This window comes from Flavobacterium sp. (assembly GCF_052437795.1).
In the GTDB taxonomy this organism is placed as follows: Bacteria; Bacteroidota; Bacteroidia; order Flavobacteriales; family Flavobacteriaceae; genus Flavobacterium.
Genome location: NZ_JBQVPA010000002.1, coordinates 380,342 through 395,089 on the forward strand (window position 1 = coordinate 380,342; position 14,748 = coordinate 395,089).

Here is a 14,748-nt window from a genome sequence, read left to right on the forward strand (position 1 = left end):
AATGCCATTAAAGCGTGTCATATCGGTTTTGTCCAGGGAGCTGAAGTTCTTTTACGCCCAGCGCCTGGCTTCGTTCGGCTTTGCCTCAGCAAAAAAACGCTGCAGGCAATTGTTTGAGCCTGTAATGCCATTAAGATCTGCCGATACAGCATTTGAACTAAAGATACATAGCCTCGAAATGGACTTTTATAAAGACATTGACTGGCAAAAGGATCATAAGACCGGTAAAGTTTTCCCAAAGCTAAAGTTTGGAAAATTCAACACCAACCTGTTTTTTGATAAAGGCGATGATATCAAATTTCCGTGGGACCTTTCCCGCTGTGCATTTTTGCCACCCTTAGTGGCAGAAATGGCAGCTCAAGGGAAAGTTGCGGATGCTTGTGCTTTTTTCAGGAGTACTACAGGTAGTTTTATTGATAGTAATAAATTCCTTTATGGGGTTAACTGGGTGTGTACCATGGAGGTGGCCATACGGGCATCTAACTGGCTGTTTGCAATGCCGTTTGTGATCAGGGAGCTTGAGGCCGATAAGGGATTTTCGGACAAGGTCGATTTTTCGCTGTACATGCATGCAATGTACATTGATCTTTTTACTGAGGATAAGAACAACAACCACGATATTTCAAATTACGCAGGGCTGCTGCTGCTGGGAATATATTTTGACAGCGGTAAATGGATCAAAAAGGCAATTGATGGTTTAGAGTATGAAATGAACAAGCAAATACTTCCTGACGGATGTACGTATGAGCTTTCAACCTATTACAACCGCCTTGATCTGGAGTTTTTTGCTACATCGTATTATATGGGCAAGCTTCACGGGCATTCTTTTTCTAAACTTTATACAGAAAGGCTTCACCAAATGTTCTCGTTCTCATTTGGCATGATGGAAGAAAATGGCTATATGCCGATAATAAATGATAACGACGGCGGCAGGTATGTCATCTTTAATGATGGTAACGAGAATGATTTTTCGTACCTGTACAGCTTTTACAATAAAATTTTCGACGGTGCTGTTGCCGGTGAAGATAAGTCGAATGTCTTATTCAGGTCTATACCACAGGTTGTGAGAACACAAGCAGGCACACTTAAGAAGGGACATAACATTGCATACGGCAACTCAAAATTCTATAAGCTGGGCGATGGCAACTTTTCGGTCGTTGTATCGGCTGCGGGACCGGCAGATATTAAAAAGCCTGGGCACAAACATATCGATGCCGGCTCGGTTTACATAGGTATAAACGGCAGCCCAGTATTTGTAGACCCCGGGACTTCATCGTATACGAGGTCTTTGGTACAAAGGAATAAAGAAAGAAGCATCGCTGCGCACAACTGTGCAGTGCCGTCATCAAAAATTGGGACTTACACCAGCAATGGAGGGTATTGGGGCAAACTGCCTGCATACCCTGCTGTTTCGGTCACCGGGTTTGAAGAAGGCACAATAGCCATATCAATGGATTTTGACGGTATACCGCTTTCACGAAAAATTGAAGTTGAAGGAAACAGCATAACGATAACAGATGTTTCAAAAGGCGAGGATATAAGTGTCTTTTTCCATTCATCAAAACCTTTTACCCAAAAAGGAAATGTATTGCTATTCGATGGCTTTACTTTTGAAGCAGAGGGAGGGGAGATAACAGTTGAAGATTTTAACTATGCCGAAAACTACGGCCAGCTTGATGATAAAGCTTACAAAATAATCGTACAGGGAAATTCGATAATCAAAACCACAATTACAAGATCATGAACATTTCCATCATAGCCGGGGCACGCCCTAACTTCATGAAGATCGCTCCGATAATCCATGCGATATTAGACCAACAACAGGCAGGCAGGGACATTAGCTATCGCCTGGTCCACACAGGACAGCACTACGACCAAAAAATGAGCGATACTTTTTTTGAGGAGCTCAACATACCACATCCCGACTCCAATTTGGGTTGTGGCGGAGGTACACAGGCTGAGCAAACTGCTGCGATAATGGTGGCGTATGAAAGGGAATTGCTGGATAACCCGGCCGATCTTGTGTTGGTAGTAGGAGATGTGACCTCTACGATGGCTTGCTCTATCGTAGCCAAAAAGCTTGGTATAAGGGTAGCGCACGTAGAGGCCGGGATAAGGTCTTTTGACCTGACCATGCCGGAAGAGATAAACCGTATGGTGACAGACAGCATTACCGATTACTTTTTTACGACAAGTACATATGCCAACGAAAACCTGTTACGCTACGGAGCTAAAGAGGAAAGCATATTTTTTGTAGGCAATGTTATGATCGACACCCTGTTGAAGAACAGGGCAAGGTTCAGTAAGCCCGCTTTCTTTGACGAAATGGGGCTTACAGCCAAAAAATATATGGTCATGACGCTGCACCGCCCTGCGAATGTAGACCAGGGTGAAAAGCTGAAAGAGCTGATCTTCGAGATAGTGAACAATGTACAGGGTTTACCCGTACTTTTCCCGATACATCCAAGAACGGCAAAGATCTTTACCGATCTTGGTATCAGTGCCGATAACCTTTACATTATAGACCCACTTGGATACCTTGAGTTTAACTATCTGGTAGAGAATGCAAAGGGTGTTATTACCGACTCTGGCGGTATTACCGAAGAGACAACAGTAATGGGCGTACCGTGCTTTACCCTAAGAGATAATACAGAGAGGCCTGAAACCATCTCTACAGGTACTAATGAACTGGTAGGGACCGACCCAAAAAACATTAAGCCGGCACTAGATCGCCTTTTTAGTGAGGATATTAAAAAGGGAGGCATACCGCCGCTGTGGGATGGAAATGCGGCAACAAGGATCGTTGACAATATCTTATCTATCTATGGAAAGTAAAAAAATACTAGTGGTTAGCCGCAGTTTTTATCCTGAGAACTCACCACGTTCATTCAGGACGACTGAACTTGTAAAGCAGTTTGCAAAGGATGGCCACGATGTTACCCTGATAACGTTCAAGAACGATAAAGAGCATGTTGCCTTTGAAAAAGAACATAATGTCAAGATAAAAGACCTTGGCCAGTTAAAATACAAGAACATAGACATTGATAAGGGCAGTAAATATGTGAAGGCTTTTAAAAGGGTTGCGAGAAGGGTTGCCGAAATGGTTTTTGAATATCCGAACATTGAACTGATGCAACTGGTATCGAAAGCCCTTAAAAATGAAAAAGGCTATGACATTTTAGTTTCTATTGCCGTTCCGCATCCTGTACACTGGGGTGTTGCTGCGGCCAGGACAGTGAAGAACCCTATTGCCAAAACATGGATCGCAGATTGTGGGGACCCCTATTCCGGCTTCGGGAAAAAGTTCCTTTCAGAAAAGGCATCCAGGCTGAAAAAAAAGGCGTTAAAAGCGCTTTTGAGCGCCGACTATGTTACAGTCCCTTTTGATGGTGCTGTAAATGCATATGACAGTGTATTGAGGCCCAAGATACAGATCATACCCCAAGGGTTCAACCTTGAAGGCATCAATGTATTCAAAGGGGAAATTAATAGTCCAGTAAAAACCTTTGGCTATGCCGGTTCATTCATACCGGGCAGGAGGGACCCAAGGCCATTTATCGATCATCTTCTGTCAAAAGGATATGACTTCAAATTTGTGATATATACAAAGGCTAACGAGCTTTTTGCAGGCTATAAAGACATTATTGGCGATAAGCTTGTATTAAAGAACTATATTCCCAGAGAAGAGTTGCTTTTTGAATTAAGCAAGATGGATTTTTTGATTAATTTTGATAACAGGAACGAAGTACAGCTGCCCAGCAAGATAATTGATTATGCACTAACTACGAGGCCTATCCTCAATGTTGATGCTTATGATATTGATGAAAAAGCCATCGAACAGTTTTTTGCAGGAAAGTATGAGGCGGCGGCAATGAAGATAAACCCGGAAGATTATAATATCAAAACGGTTGCAGGTAAATTTATAAAACTCGCGGATAAAAGTTGAAAGCAAAAAGATTTTTCCTTAAGCTACTGATATTGTCGATACCTTTTAATGAGTTATCGGTGATACTTCCGCAGATAAGGGTTCCGACTTTCATATTTTTTCTTTATCTCTTGGTTGCGATAGGGAGTTTCAGGTATTCAGATGTAAAATACATTAAGAAGCCGTTACTAACCATATTGCTGTTGTATTGTGTTATTGCCTTGTCGTCCTATTTAAAATTTGTACCGGGCTATAACTTTGGATTTTCCTTCCTCAGGCAGTTCGCGATTTATATTGTATTCTTTTATTTTATATCGATAGAGTTCATAAATGGCACTTTAAAGCTCAATGAAATATTAAAGTTTTATAATACAGGGATCTACCTGTTCCTGTCGATGGTTATACTTGGTATTGATACCAACTTTAAAGACGGGCGACTTAGTATATTAGGTACTAATGCTAACCTGGTAGGGGTTTTTTGTGTAAGCTCGATCTTGATCACGGTATATTTTTACAGGGTTACGGGCAATAAGCAGAGCTATCACCATTTTATATTTTTTGCAAAGATATTATTGTTGCTCATTGCTATTGCCAGTACGGGTTCGCGTGGGGCTTTCTTTAGTACGCTCATCACATTGGGGCTATATATTGTATTATTGCAAAAAAGCAGCCTCAAGAGGATACAATATGTTTTTATCGCGATTTTTTTAGGAGGGGCAGTAAGTGCCATCATGCTTGCCGGTGGCCCTCTTGCCGAGCGCCTTTTGGGTGGTGAGGAAGAACTGGCAGCCTCAAGGACCGAGATATGGGAAGCCGCTCTCGAAGTGTTGGGTAATAATTATTTTATGGGAATTGGGCTTTTTACGTACCAAAGGAACATTGAGGCCTTAATGGGACGGATGTTCGCGGTACACAATGAGTTCCTTGCGATCTTTGTATATTCGGGTATTGTTGGCATATTGTTGCTGTTCTTCTTCCTTCGCGGAGTGATAAAAGGGGCAATTAGTTTTTACAACCGATTTAAGAACCCAATATTTTTTTCGCTGCTTTTCGGGATACTTTTTGCGGCATCAAAAGGGGGCGGGATCTTTATCTCCATCAATACATGGTTTTTCTTTAGCCTTATTTATGCCTCAAAATATTTTGTACCCCAAAAGCAACACGATAATATTAGTTAGATATGGAAAATATTAGTTATGCGTATGTTTCTGAGCCGGGATGGAAAGTGCCGGACCATAGCGCTTTTTTGGAACTGTACAATATGGAAATATGGAGGCCCTCATTACTTAAGGTGCTTCCGCCGGGTTTCCCAAAAAAGTACCTGATGTTTTATTTTGCACATCATTTGCATATTTTCAGGAACAGGAAATATTCCGTTATCTATGTGTATGATAAAAAGAACAATGCGCTGGTAAGTTCGACCCTGCTTATACCAAAGTATTTTAAATGGCCCTTTATGAAGAATGGTGACCTGCAGTATTCTTATTCCATCACAAAACCTGAATATAGGGGTAGGGGTGTAAATACCTTTGTAAAACAGTATGCAAGGGTTTTGTATGATAAGGATACCAACTTTTGGGGACTTGTAGATCCCGAGAACATTTCAAGCATAAAGGTATTGGAAAAATCCGGCCTGCACTTTTTGAAAAGGGCAATAAGGGTTAAAAATAAGATGCTCCCGGGGTATCATATTGAATTAATCGATTAATCGTATAAATATGTCTATGATATCAGGCTTAAAGGATACCTTCCTTAAAAATGTAAGGAATATGAACGGCTGGACAACGAGCCGCAAGATCGTAGTCTTTGAATCGGACGACTGGGGAGCGATAAGGATGCCCTCAAAAAAAGATTATGACAGCCTGCTGGCCAAAGGATTGCCGGTAGACAAGAGTTTTTATAATATAAACGATTCGCTTGAAAGCAATGAAGATGTTGAAGCGCTTTTCAACGTACTTTCAAAATACAAGGATAAAAATGGCGATCCCGCCAAATTTACCGCTTTGTCGGTAGTTGCGAACCCGGATTTTGACAAGATCAGGGCGAACGGTTTTACTAAATATGAATATGAAGATGTTTCGAAGACCCTGGAGCGTTATGGGAATTCACATAACAGGGTACACCAATTATGGAAAGAAGGCGTTGCCAGTGGTGTTTACTGGTCGGAGTGCCACGGAAGGGAACATGTACATGTAAAACGCTGGATGCACGCGATAAATGATGCCGGAAGTGAGTCGGCCCTGTCATTTGAGCACGAGTTTTATGGGCTGGGAGGGTCGGATACGCTGGGCCCGGGCAGAAGTTTTATGCCTGCATTTGATATAGACAGTACAGAAGAGATCCCCGCTCAGGCATTAATATTAAAAGATGGGGTAGAGATATTTGACAGGATATTTGGGTACAGGCCTCAATATTTTGTTGCGCCGAACAGTACGGTAAGTACCAAGCTGGAGCCGTTGCTTAAGGAGTATGGCATTGATTACATCATAGGCTCAAGGCATCAGAAAGAGCCCTTGGGTAATGGAAAGTTCACGCATAACTACCGATACCTGGGCAAAAGGAATGACTCCGGGCAAATGTACCTGGCGCGCAACTGCCAGTTTGAGCACGGTCAGTCAAAGTCGCAAAACTATAACGAATGCCTTAAAGACATCCAAATAGCATTTAATTGGAAAAAGCCTGCGGTCATTTCTACTCACAGGGTAAATTATATTGGCTGCATAAATGAGGATAACAGGACGAAAGGCTTGCAGCAACTCGATTCACTGCTTAAGGCGATAGTGCAAAAATGGCCTGATGTTGAATTTATGGATTCCCGTCAACTGGCTCATTTGGCTGATAGCAAGAAGTAATATTTAAGGTAAGTTAAGAAATAATAAAGGATGGTAAAACAGTTACTAGCGGATGCTTTGGTTAACATTGGCGGGTGGACGACAAACAAAAAAATTGTCGTTATAGAATCAGATGACTGGGGTGCTATACGTACTCCGGACAGGCAGGCTTTTGACAATATGCTGAAAAGCGGCATACCGGTAGATAAAAGCTTGTTTTGTCGCTTTGATACCCTTGTAGATGCCAACGAGCTTGAGTCGGTATACGCTATACTTTCAAAATATAAAGACTCCCATGGCAACCATCCTGTCATTACAGCCAATGCTGTTGTGGCTAATCCTGATTTTGACAAGATAAAGGCAGATGGCTTTGAGACGTATTATTACGAAACTGTCGATAGGACATTAGAGAGGTATTTTCCCGGGAAGTCGCCATTCCCGCTCTGGAAAGAAGGAATTGATAATAAGCTCTTTATTCCGCAATTCCACGGCAGGGAGCATGTTAATGTGCCTTTTTGGCTCGACGTGCTTAAAAAAGGGGATGAAGTTTATAAAACTGCCTTTGAAAATGGTTGCTGGGGTATTAGCAATGACATATATAAAAAATACAGCAAGAGCATACAAGCAACATTTGACTGTACAGAGGCGAAAGACATTGAGTTCCTTAAAGGCGCGGTTGCCGATGGCCTGGACGGATTCGAGAAATTGTTCGGTTACAGGTCGGAGACGTTCATTCCTAATAACTATATTTTTCCCGAAGAGCTTTTTGATACATTGCAAAGCAGCGGTGTAAAGGCCATGCAGGGAATGAAGTACTTGAAACTGCCGCACCTGTCCGGCCAGCCCCGTAGGAAAATAAGGAGGTATAACGGCCAAAAAGTTGGCAATGCACCGGGTATGACACAGCTTGTGCGTAATTCGCATTTCGAGCCCAGTGTATTTCCTTTCGCACAACGTCAAAAAGCCCTGGCTACGTGCATCGGACAATTGAAAATGTCATTCCTGCTAAAAAAACCTGGTATAATATCCTGCCACAGGTTCAATTTTTCGGGCAGGTTAGAGGCCGAGAACAGGGATATTAACCTGAGGCTTCTTGATACCCTGATAAAAGAGGTCTTAAAAAGATGGCCTGATGTGATCTTTACCGATTCTGCTTCACTGGCTAAAATGATAAAATAATTCTGGAGATGATAAAAGACAGGAAAGAACTCAGATACTACATTGACCAGGATAGGAAAGCGAACAAATATAACCCGGGGAGCAAGCAAAAGATAATGCACTTTTTTTTCCCCGATCACATTATACTGTTCCTTACCCGACTGAGAAAGTGCGAATACCTTGGCAAAAAGAGAGGGCCTATCAACAAGCTGTTATATGCTTATCATAAGATCAGGCTAAAAAGCATTTCGATAAAGCTTGGCTTCAGCATACCTGAACATGTATTTGGCCCCGGTCTCGCAATACCCCATTATGGGACCATAGTTGTAAACCCAAAGGCAAAAGTAGGCGCTAACTGCCGCATCCATGTTTGTACGAATATCGGTGCCTCAGGTGGCAGTGCTGCTGCACCACAGATAGGGGATAATGTTTACATTGGCCCGGGAGCGAAATTATACGGGGATATTGTGATAGGGAATAATAATGCGATCGCCGCAAATGCTGCCGTGAATAAGTCTTTTACAGAAGAAGGGGTAGTTATAGGAGGTGTTCCGGGCAAGGTGATCGGCGAATTAGGTGATATAAAAAAGCTTATAAAACATATATGATGCGCATGCATTAACGATTTAATAACGATAGTGCGATCTTGTTAAAACCTGATCATAACTAATATTGTTTATTAATCTTATATTTGCACTCAAAAAAAACTATCTACTATATTAGTAATCAGGATGTTTTTAGTGCTGTCCCAAAAGGGTGATCGAATGATGGAAAGACAAATTAAGATAGTTGGCGTAATTCATTCCTTAGGCATAGGCGGTATGGAGCAGGTAATGTCGTCACTGCTAAACCATTTTAGTGAAAAGAAGAATGTGCAGGTGGAGGTTATCCTTATCGGACGTGACCGTGAGGTCGCCTTTCCGTTAAACGGATCGATCAAAGTGCACAAGCCGCCATTCGAATTTAATAATAGATACAGGAGCTACCATACCTTTAAAACCTTAAAGTTTTTGAGGAAAAAGGTAAAGAAACTCGCTCCCGATACAGTTCTGGGATTTGGTGAGATGTGGAATAACCTTACCTTGCTGGCACTGAAAGGACTTAGTTATCCGGTATATATTTCTGACAGGAGCCAGCCGAACAAGAATCTGGGCAAGCTACATAATTACCTGCGTGCTAAAATGTACCCGACAGCATCGGGATTTATCGCGCAAACATCGTATGCGGGCCAAAATGCCGCCCGCAATAACTGGAACCCTAACATACAGGTCATAGGCAACCCGGTAAAGATGGTTGAACCGACACCTCCTGCCGAAAGGGAGAATATAGTATTATCTGTAGGAAGGCTTATAAGTACCAAGCATTTTGACGACCTCATACAGATGTTCGTGCAAATGAACGTACCGGGATGGAAGCTTGTCATCATTGGCGGCAATGCAAAAAACCAAGATCAGCTCTCGGACCTGAAAAGGCTGGTGGCTGAGCTGGGTGCTGAAGATAGGGTAGAGCTTACAGGAAAGATAAGCAATGTAGGCGATCATTATAAAAAGGCATCTGTGTTCGCTTTTACTTCCAGTTCTGAAGGATTTCCAAATGTTGTTGGGGAAGCATCTGCACACGGGCTGCCTGTAGTTACTTATGATTGTGTGGCAGGTCCGGCAGATATCATTACTAATAATGTGAATGGTTTTTTGGTAAAAACCCATGACCATGGAACATTTAAAGAAAAACTGGGAGAATTGATGGGTAACCCGTCTTTAAGGAAAGCCTTTGCCGAAACTGCAGTTGAGCAGATAAGGAAATTCTCGAAAGAAGAAATAGCAGAACAGTATTTTAATTTTATAACCGAAAAGTGCGAATATTAATAAATACAGCTACAACATTTAAAGGCGGCGGGGTACAGGTGGCCAATTCTTTCATTAAGGAATGCAGGAACTATCCCGAAAATGAATATCATGTAATATTGGGAAGCGCTCTTGGGAAAAGCCTTGACAGGGCTTCATTTCCGGATAACTTCCATTTTTACGACATTCCTTTCCGTCCGGCAACAAGGGTCTTTTCTTTAAAGCCTATCGCTTCTTTTTTTGATGCGATCGAGGCAAAAGCTAAGCCAGATGTAGTTTTCACAACGTCCGGGCCTTCCTACTGGAGGCCGAAGGCACCGCACCTTACAGGTTATAACCTGCCTCATTACATATATCCGGAATCTCCTTTTTTTGCCGCTTTATCACCAATAGGCAGGCTTAAGTGGTATTTTAAGGGAGCGTTCATAATATATTTTTTTAAAAAGGGTTCTGATGCCTATGTGGTACAGACCGATGACGTGAACACAAGGCTGAGGAAACTCCTTGGGACTGATAAGGTAGCTACTGTTTCCAACACTTGCAGTACATATTACTATGATCCCGCAACGTTTCCCGATCGCCTCCCGGCGCGCAAAGAGGGAGAGTTCAGGATGCTTACACTATCGGCGTGGTATCCGCATAAAAACCTGTCGGTAATACCAAAGGTGGTTGACAGCCTTGAGCCTGCCATAAAAGACAGGGTGCGTTTTGTAGTTACACTTCCCGAGGATGTGTATGAACAGCATTTTGAGGAACGCTACAGGCAGTATGTGCTCAATGTAGGTGTAGTCCCTATGGAACAGGGGCCATCGTTGTATAAGGAGTGCGACGCCATGTTCCTGCCTACGCTGCTGGAATGCTTTTCGGCCTCCTATGCTGAGGCGATGGCAATGGAAAAACCTATACTTACAAGCGATATGGGCTTTGCACACACTATTTGTGCCGACGCGGCCCTATATTTTGATCCGGTAGATGCTAACGCTATTGCTGCTCAAATAAAAAAACTAATTTTGTCGCCGGAATCGGTACAAGACCTCATTAATAAAGGAACAAGACAATTAAAGGCTTTTGGCTCGGCAGGTGAAAGGGCTCAAAAATATTTGAAAATAGCCGAAGAACTTATAAAGAACACGTAAAGGATGCAGAAGAAAAAGAAGATAGTTTTCATAAATCAGGCCACCGGATACCTAACCATCGACATTATTAATGAATTTGCGAAGGATTATGACGAGGTTGCACTTATAGCGGGTAGCATAAGGGTACAGGACATTCCGCTTGACCGTAAGGTAAAGTGGTCCAAGATCACAAAATATGACAGGGGGAATCCTAAGAAAAAGTTCCTTTCATGGCTTATAGGTACCATCCAGATATTTTTCCTGCTACTTTTCCGTTACCGCCGCTACGAGATCTTTTACATAACCATCCCGCCGTCTGCGTACCTGCTTTCGTTGGTGCTGCCCAATAAATTTTCGGTACTGGTATTCGACGTTTACCCGGATGTGCTGGAGATCTACAACATCAAAAAAACAAGCCTTATTTACCGCTCATGGGCGCGCTGGAACCGAAAGCTTTTCCGAAAGGCCCACAGGGTGTTTACCATTGGCGAAGGGATGGCACGACTGCTGGATGCTTACATGGAGCGTGATAAAATGAAAATAATACCGCTTTGGTCAGGGCTTACTAAAATAAAGCCTGTGGCAAAAGCAGATAATCCCTGGTTGAAGGACCTTGGGTTGCAGAATAAGTTTATTGTGCAATATTCAGGTAACATAGGCTATACGCACAACGTAGAGGTTATGGTAGACCTTGCCCGCGAATTTGTGGGTAACCCTGATATCCATTTCCTGATTATAGGGCGGGGGGAAAGGGTAAACCATATAAAGCAGATCATTGAGGACCATAAGCTTAAAAATACGTCGCTGCTGCCATTCCAGCCCGACGATGTACTGAATTACTCGCTTGCGGCGGCCGACCTTGGCGTAGTGATACTGGATGAGAAGTCAGCTCATGTGAGCCTGCCGAGTAAAATATACAACCTACAGGCGGTAGCGGTACCAATGCTTGGTATTTCTACCCTCGACTCTGAGCTCAACGGGCATCTGGAGCTGTTTGACAACGGTAAATGTTTTGTTGCATCAGACATCAAAGGGATGGTAGGATATATAAATAACCTGAGCAACGATAAAGCGGCTATTCAGGCATTGTCTGAAAATTCTAAAAAAGCCTCGGTCAACTTTACTATCGCGAACGCGAAAAAATACTATGAAGAATATGTATCGTAATTTTTTTAAGAGGCTTATCGACTTCCTTGCTGCCTTTTTTGGGCTGCTGATATTGTCGCCGCTATTCATCATCATTACCATCATATTGTATTTCCAGAATTCCGGCAAGCCTTTCTTTTATCAAAGACGCCCCGGTAAGGATGAGCGCGAGTTCTTTATCATGAAATTTAAAACAATGACTGATGAAAAGGACGAAAATGGTGAATTGCTGCTCAATCACCTGAGAATTACAAAGGTGGGTAACTTTTTAAGGAAGTCTTCACTTGATGAATTGCCTCAGTTGATCAATGTATTAAAGGGCGAAATGAGCCTCATAGGGCCACGCCCCCTTTTGTTCAAATATATCCCGCTGTATAATGAGGAGCAGCTGCGCAGGCATAATGTAAGGCCCGGAATTACAGGTTGGGCACAGGTAAACGGCAGGAATGCCATAAGCTGGACCAAAAAATTCGAACTGGATATTTATTATGTAAATAACGTGTCCTTCGGTCTTGATATAAAGATTATCTTTATGACGTTTTTAAAGGTCGTAAAATCTGAAGGTGTCAATTCGGGTGAAGAAGTTACAATGCCTCCATTTGACGGTACCAATTAAAAAAAAACAATCATGAAAAGATTACTCTACTTAGGCTATTATTTAAAAAACCTTGATAAAGAGAAATTCAACAAGTTTTTTGATCATGTAAAGAAAGAGCATAAGATGGATAGCATATCGCTGATGACAGATATCATATCCTCTTCGCTAAAATACAAGATATCCCTGCTTGAGTATTTCCAGTTCAGGTTCTACGAACTTACAAAAGAACAGCGTAAAAGCTATGCGGGTACAGGCTATATGTACGAATACCAGCTTGCCATGAACCCTAAGCTGTACAGGGAGTGCCTTGATAATAAAATTGACTTTTACAAAAAATACAGTGACTTTGTAAGGCACATGGCATTTGGCATTGACGAACTTAGGGAGAACAGCTCCCTTGCCCCTAAATTGCTGGCTAATCCTTCGGGAAAGGTGGTGCTGAAAGATTCTGTAGGCAAATGCGGCATGCAGGTAAAGGTTTTTAAAACGGAGTTTTTTGAAGGAAAAGACCTTATCAGTTTTATGGATGCCGAAAAGTTTGACTTTGCCGAAGAATTTGTCGTACAGCATCCTGATATCATGGCCCTGTCGCCTTCTGCATTAAATACCGTACGCGTATTTACCCAGCTTAATGATAAGGATGAAGTGGAATTCTTAGGCGCAAGGCTGAGGATATCTGTAAATTCAGAAGTTGATAACATGGCTGCGGGCAACATTGCCGCACCTATAAATATTGAGACCGGCATCATTGATGCCCCGGGAGTGTATAGCGACATTACTAAAGACGATGCTGCCGTTCATCCTGTAACGGGCGTGTCTATCGTTGGTTTCCAGGTGCCATTTTGGCCTGAGATCATAGACATGATGAAAAAATCGGCCCTGCACATGCCGGGCAACAGGTCTATCGGCTGGGATATAGCTGTGACAAAAGACGGCCCTGAGCTGATAGAAGGCAACCATGACTGGTGTAAACTGGTATGGCAATTGCCGGCCAAAAAAGGCATGAAGAAAATTTTAGAAAACCATTTAGCAAAATTATAATTCGGATAAACAATGAAAACGATCTTAGTTACCGGCATTGGTGGGCCTACACCGCGCTCAATAGCAAAAACAATACGTAAAAGCTACCCTGACTATAAAATAATTGGAATTGATGCCAATCCTAAAGCGCTTGGCTTTTTTATGCCGGGACTGGTTGATGAGTACATGCTGGCGCCAAAAGTTAGCCATCCGGGTTACTGGGATTTTATTAAAAACCTTATTGCCGAAAAGAATATCGACATGGCTTTCGTACAGCCTGAAAAAGAAGTTATCGCCTGGGGACAGTATGATATTGACAATGGCGGATTTCCTTGCCCGGTACTTATACCCGGCAAAGAACTTGCGCTAACGCTAATGGACAAGTCTATAATGGCTGATGTGCTTAAAGGTACGCATTACATTCCGAAAACGATAAAAGTTACGCAGGACAACCCGAAATTCGATGAAGTTGAATCGGAGATAGGTTTCCCGTGCTGGATCAGGGCTACACAGGGTTCAGGAGGTTTGGGATCGCTTCGCCTTACAGACATAAGCAGCTATAAGTCATGGCTTTTCATCAACAGCGACCTTCATGAATTTACGGTTAGCGAATTCCTTACCGGCAGGCACCTTGCCACACAACAACTATATGTTGATGGTAAGTATATCAAAGGGGCATCGCTTGAATGTGCTGAGTATGTAATGGCCAGCATCGCACCATCAAAAGTTACAGGGAACACATCGTTCGGAAGGTTCCTGAACGAAGACGCGATACTTGAATTTTGCGATGAATGTGTAAAGTTCATTTGCGAAAAACTGAACCTTACGGCTCATGGCGTACTGTCATTTGACCTTAAGGAAGATGATAAGGGGAATTTCAAGGTTACAGAGGTGAACATCAGGCACATGGCATACACGGGCGTAATGTCTGAAGTTGGTTTTGACCTTGTGTCAGATACGATCAAGCTTCTTAATGACGGAAATACTTCCAACATTGAGGAGGCACCTTATTTCAGATACGATAAGCCTTATGTGTTCCTGAGGGACGTAGATACACCACCTATCGTTTTGGAAAGCGAAGACCTTTTTAAACATTAAAAAAAATAAGGAG

The 14,748-nt window shown here is 42.5% G+C and carries 14 protein-coding genes; all 14 read left to right on the forward strand.

Features of this window, described 5'->3' with window-relative positions; all coding sequences use genetic code 11:
- The first annotated feature begins 1 nt into the window (after position 1).
- The 14 genes from ACT6R0_RS08505 to ACT6R0_RS08570 all read left to right on the forward strand — a co-directional run bounded on the left by ACT6R0_RS08505 (position 2) and on the right by ACT6R0_RS08570 (position 14,735).
- Positions 2-1,744: a heparinase II/III family protein gene (locus tag ACT6R0_RS08505; protein ID WP_444652681.1), complete on the forward strand. Its 1,743-nt coding sequence runs from the start codon at positions 2-4 to the stop codon at positions 1,742-1,744.
- Positions 1,741-2,835 carry a non-hydrolyzing UDP-N-acetylglucosamine 2-epimerase gene (wecB, locus tag ACT6R0_RS08510; protein ID WP_444652679.1) on the forward strand — a complete coding sequence of 365 codons (1,095 nt, stop codon included), beginning with the start codon at positions 1,741-1,743 and terminating at the stop codon, positions 2,833-2,835. Before ACT6R0_RS08505 ends, wecB begins: the two co-directional genes overlap by 4 nt.
- Positions 2,825-3,946, forward strand: coding sequence for a hypothetical protein (locus ACT6R0_RS08515; protein ID WP_444652677.1), 1,122 nt, complete (start codon positions 2,825-2,827; stop codon positions 3,944-3,946). Before wecB ends, ACT6R0_RS08515 begins: the two co-directional genes overlap by 11 nt.
- Positions 3,943-5,103 carry an O-antigen ligase family protein gene (locus tag ACT6R0_RS08520; protein ID WP_444652676.1) on the forward strand — a complete coding sequence of 387 codons (1,161 nt, stop codon included), beginning with the start codon at positions 3,943-3,945 and terminating at the stop codon, positions 5,101-5,103. Before ACT6R0_RS08515 ends, ACT6R0_RS08520 begins: the two co-directional genes overlap by 4 nt.
- A 2-nt stretch (positions 5,104-5,105) precedes the next feature.
- On the forward strand, positions 5,106-5,633 hold the full coding sequence (locus ACT6R0_RS08525; protein ID WP_444652674.1) for a GNAT family N-acetyltransferase: 528 nt from the start codon (positions 5,106-5,108) through the stop codon (positions 5,631-5,633).
- Between the two features lie 10 nt (positions 5,634-5,643).
- Positions 5,644-6,777, forward strand: a complete 1,134-nt coding sequence (locus ACT6R0_RS08530) for a polysaccharide (de)acetylase (protein ID WP_444652672.1) — start codon at positions 5,644-5,646, stop codon at positions 6,775-6,777.
- 30 nt (positions 6,778-6,807) lie between these two features.
- Entirely contained in the window at positions 6,808-7,935 is a 1,128-nt protein-coding gene (locus ACT6R0_RS08535) for a polysaccharide (de)acetylase (protein WP_444652670.1), read from the forward strand.
- Between the two features lie 8 nt (positions 7,936-7,943).
- Positions 7,944-8,522, forward strand: coding sequence for a serine acetyltransferase (locus ACT6R0_RS08540; RefSeq protein WP_444652669.1), 579 nt, complete (start codon positions 7,944-7,946; stop codon positions 8,520-8,522).
- A 156-nt stretch (positions 8,523-8,678) separates the two neighbouring features.
- A complete protein-coding gene (locus ACT6R0_RS08545) occupies positions 8,679-9,779 on the forward strand; it encodes a glycosyltransferase (RefSeq protein ID WP_444652668.1) in 1,101 nt (366 codons plus the stop codon).
- Positions 9,767-10,894: a glycosyltransferase gene (locus ACT6R0_RS08550; protein ID WP_444652667.1), complete on the forward strand. Its 1,128-nt coding sequence runs from the start codon at positions 9,767-9,769 to the stop codon at positions 10,892-10,894. The genes ACT6R0_RS08545 and ACT6R0_RS08550 overlap by 13 nt, the downstream gene beginning before the upstream one ends.
- Positions 10,895-10,897: 3 nt before the next feature.
- Complete coding sequence (locus ACT6R0_RS08555; protein WP_444652666.1) at positions 10,898-12,040, forward strand: glycosyltransferase family 4 protein; 1,143 nt, start codon at positions 10,898-10,900, stop codon at positions 12,038-12,040.
- On the forward strand, positions 12,030-12,635 hold the full coding sequence (locus ACT6R0_RS08560) for a sugar transferase (RefSeq protein WP_444653177.1): 606 nt from the start codon (positions 12,030-12,032) through the stop codon (positions 12,633-12,635). The genes ACT6R0_RS08555 and ACT6R0_RS08560 overlap by 11 nt, the downstream gene beginning before the upstream one ends.
- A gap of 12 nt (positions 12,636-12,647) precedes the next feature.
- Positions 12,648-13,658, forward strand: a complete 1,011-nt coding sequence (locus ACT6R0_RS08565) for a sugar-transfer associated ATP-grasp domain-containing protein (protein ID WP_444652664.1) — start codon at positions 12,648-12,650, stop codon at positions 13,656-13,658.
- Positions 13,659-13,670: 12 nt separating this feature from the next.
- The gene (locus ACT6R0_RS08570) at positions 13,671-14,735 is read left to right on the forward strand and encodes a hypothetical protein (RefSeq protein ID WP_444652663.1); all 1,065 of its coding nucleotides are present in this window, start codon (positions 13,671-13,673) and stop codon (positions 14,733-14,735) included.
- Positions 14,736-14,748 lie beyond the last annotated feature (13 nt).